Annotated in this window: 4 protein-coding genes and 1 riboswitch; all 4 genes read right to left on the minus strand. The window is 73.5% G+C overall.

What is annotated here, in order from left to right; all coding sequences use genetic code 11:
- The coding region (locus PROKR_RS37895; protein ID WP_157602474.1) for a hypothetical protein at nt 1–144 on the minus strand (144 nt) is incomplete at its 3' end.
- Nucleotides 138–241: riboswitch (SAM riboswitch) on the minus strand. (Overlaps the previous gene by 7 nt.)
- 284 nt (nt 242–525) lie before the next feature.
- The gene (locus tag PROKR_RS22200) at nt 526–1,698 is read right to left on the minus strand and encodes a Cmx/CmrA family chloramphenicol efflux MFS transporter (RefSeq protein ID WP_036967642.1); all 1,173 of its coding nucleotides are present in this window, start codon (nt 1,696–1,698) and stop codon (nt 526–528) included.
- Between the two features lie 183 nt (nt 1,699–1,881).
- Nucleotides 1,882–2,352 (minus strand): GNAT family N-acetyltransferase, encoded by a 471-nt coding sequence (locus PROKR_RS22205; protein WP_036967647.1) that lies wholly within the window; start codon nt 2,350–2,352, stop codon nt 1,882–1,884.
- A 142-nt stretch (nt 2,353–2,494) separates the two neighbouring features.
- Nucleotides 2,495–3,164: hypothetical protein (locus tag PROKR_RS22210; protein ID WP_036967650.1), on the minus strand; the 670-nt coding region annotated here is incomplete at its 5' end.

Raw genomic sequence — 3,164 nt, forward strand, 5'->3', positions numbered from 1 at the left:
CTCCAGCTCGTCGGCGGTGGTGCGCCCGGCCCAGAAGGCCTCGACCGCGCGCTTGAGCTCGCGCCTCCGGCCGATGCGCGGGTAGCCCAGGATCGTGGCGGTGGGGAGGTGTGGGTTCGTGACTGCCATGCGTATCAGCTCCATCGGACCTGGCGTTAGCACCTTGCCCCGAGATTGGCGCCTCGGAGGTAGGTTGCTGCGGTGTCGTTGAGCCAGGACTCTCGACCGCTCTGGATGATGAGATCTGATCGTAGGCATGCCCGAGATGTGGTCGGTTAACCGTCCACGCCTCGGGACGGCCTGGGGACCGGGCGGAACGCGCGGCAAAAAGTGTGCCAAGCGGCGCGTGTGCGCAAGTGACCATGCACCTGCTGCCAGGTCGGTGCGTGGTGTGGCAGCAGGTACATGGTCGATCGGAGGTGGCTGTTCGGTGACAGCCGCTCAGTGCTGGTTGGTCAGCGCTGGTCGGTCGGCGCTGGTTGGTCAGTACTGGTCGGTCGGCGCTGGTCGTCCGATGCTGATCGGTCAGCGGGTCGGTGCACCTGACCGGCGTCGGGCCGTGACGAGCCGGAGCCCGACGGCGGCGGCGACCAGTGAGGTGCTGGCGATCAGCGGGCCGGCGGTCCCGGTCGCGCCGAGCGAGACGCCGCCGAGCACGGGGCCGAGCAGGGCGCCGAGATTGAGGGCCACGGTCGAGAACGCGCCGCCCATCGTCGGTGCGCCCTGGGCTGCCGCCATGCTGCGGGCGATCAGCGTGCTGCCCACTGCGAAGGACAGCGCGCCCTGCACCGGGGCCAGCACCCACACGGCGGCCGGGCTGTCGGCCAGCGCCGCCCAGGCGATCCACCCCGCGAGCAGGGCGGGCCCGGCGACGTCGAGCAGGAGCCGGCCGCGGGTATCGGCGAGGCGACCCGCCACCGAGACTCCTGCGAACGCGCCGAGCCCGAACAGCGCCAGCACGAGCGGTACGAGCGACGGGACGAGGCCCGCCCCGTCGGTGACGGTGACCGCCAGGTAGGTGAAGGCGCAGAACGTCGCACCGTTGACCAGCACCCCCAGGCCGAGGTGCCGCAGCAGGTCCGGGGACCGGAGGGTGCGGAGCTCGGCCCTGAGGTCGAGCCAGGCGCGCGCGGATCCGGGGTCGTCGGTGCTGGTCCGCGGCGGCGTCAGCCAGCCGACGGCGACCAGAGCCGCGGCAGAGAGCCCCGCGATCGCCCAGAGCGCGGAGCGCCACCCCCAGAGCTCGCCGAGCAGTGCGCCCGCGGGGACGCCGGCGATCAGGGCGAGCGTCGTGCCGCCGAGGAGCACGGACAGGGCTCGGGCGCGGCGTCCGGCCGGGACGACCCGGGTGGCGGTCGACAGGGCGACCGCGAGGAAGCCGGCGTTGGCCAGGGCGGCCACGAACCGGGTGCCGAGCAGCACGCCGAAGCTGTCGGTCAGCGCACCCGAGGCATGGGCCAGGACGAACACGGCCAGGCACACGGACAGGGTCCAACGTGGGGCCAGGCGGCGTCCGACGGCGGCCGTGAGGGGCGCGCCAACCACCATCCCGACCGCGAAACCCGAGGTCAGGTAGCCGGCCTCGGCGAGCGAGACGCCGAGGTCGGCGGAGATGCCGGGCACGAGCCCGGCGAGGACGAATTCCGACGTGCCTTGCGCGAAGACCGCGACCGCGAGCACGTAGAGCAGGACAGGCATGAACGACTCCGAAGGGGGAGAGGAAACGGGTAGGCCATGTCGGCACTACGGGCCCTTCGGATGCGCGGAGGTTGCCCCGTTCCGTCAGGGAGCGGGGCGTGAGGCGCGGCCTCGGTGGTCTCTACAGGGGCATCTCGGGCTACCGGAGTACCGGCAGCCCGAACCTGGATGCTTCTGGGGACCTCATGCGGTGAAGCTAGCACGCACGGGCAGCGGACGGCGCCAGGCGACCTCGCGGTCCAGCTGGCCCGTCGAGCGGAACAGTGCCACCTGGTGCGCGTCGGGCAGGGCGGCGGCGAGCGCCTGCGTGGTCGTGGGCCCGAAGCCGAGCTTCTGCCAGAAGCCGCCCGAGCGACGGGAGAACAGCCAGGCCTCGCGCGCCCCGGCGTCGGCGGCCTGGTCCAGCGCGAAGCCGGCCAGGCGCAGGCCGGACCCGGTGCCACGCAGGTCGGGCCGGACGGCGACGCTGCGCACCAGCGCGTGCTCGCCGTCGTCGCCGAGCTCGAACCCTGTGGTCGCGGTGATCGCGCCGTCCTGGTCCCGCTCCAGCCAGAGGCGGACGGCGGGCTCCGCGAGCGCGGCGACCGTCAGGTCCGCGGTGCGCAGGAACGCGGCCAGGTCGTCGAGGTCGGCAGAGGTGGCGCGGTGGAGCACGGCGGGAGCCTATCGCGGTGCGGTGCGGTGCGGTGCGGTGCGAGGCGGGGCGGGGCGGGCTGGAACGGTCGGGCTCGGGTGGTGCGGTGCGGTGCGGTGCGGTGCGGGCTGGGGCTGGGGCTGGGGCTGGGCTGGGCCTGGGTCAGGGGCGGTCGGTGGCGTACGTGGGCGACATGCTGGGCTCGTTGCACCCCGCCCAGCTGAGCTCGCTGTGCACACGGATCTGCTTGCCGCCGTCGGCCTCCGCCCAGATCTCGACGTCGCTCGGCAGCCAGGTGGTGGTGTCGACGAGCAGCTCGACCCGGGTCATGACGCCGCCGCGCAGGGCGGCGTCCGTGGGGACGATCTGGATCCGGGCGACACGCTGCCCGTCTGCTCGCTCCACGTGGACGTCGTTCGTTCCGAGCCCGTCTGTTCCGAGCCCGTGGGTGTCGGAACGGGTGTCGAGTTCTTGGGCGTCCCCGCCGTCCGGGGCAAGAGTCTGGTCGGTCCCGCCGTAGGTGCCCGCCCGATCGTCCGAGTCGTCGTACCCCGGCAGCCCGAGCACGACGGCCGCTGCCGCCGCCTGCAGTACCTCCAAGGGCTGTTGGTCCAGCGTGGTCTTGGGGACGGCGATGCCTGCCCCGTCGACGGGGTCGAAGCGCAGTGCCGAGTCGTCCCCGAGGGTCGACCGGGTCTTGACGCCGCAGCTCGCGCCGGACATCGCCTTGCCCGCGCGTGCCACGACGTCGCCGGGCGTCATCCAGACGGTGGGCGACGGCGACGCGCCCTCCTCCGGGACGACGGCGCCGGGCGTGCCCGGGCCCGGGGGC

Source organism: Promicromonospora kroppenstedtii DSM 19349, from assembly GCF_000515355.1.
GTDB lineage: Bacteria > Actinomycetota > Actinomycetes > Actinomycetales > Cellulomonadaceae > Promicromonospora > Promicromonospora kroppenstedtii.

What these genes read in the sequence shown, in the direction of transcription:
- PROKR_RS22200 (WP_036967642.1), bottom strand. Translation starts at nt 1,698, where the DNA reads ATGCCTGTCCTGCTCTACGTGCTCGCGGTCGCGGTCTTCGCGCAAGGC.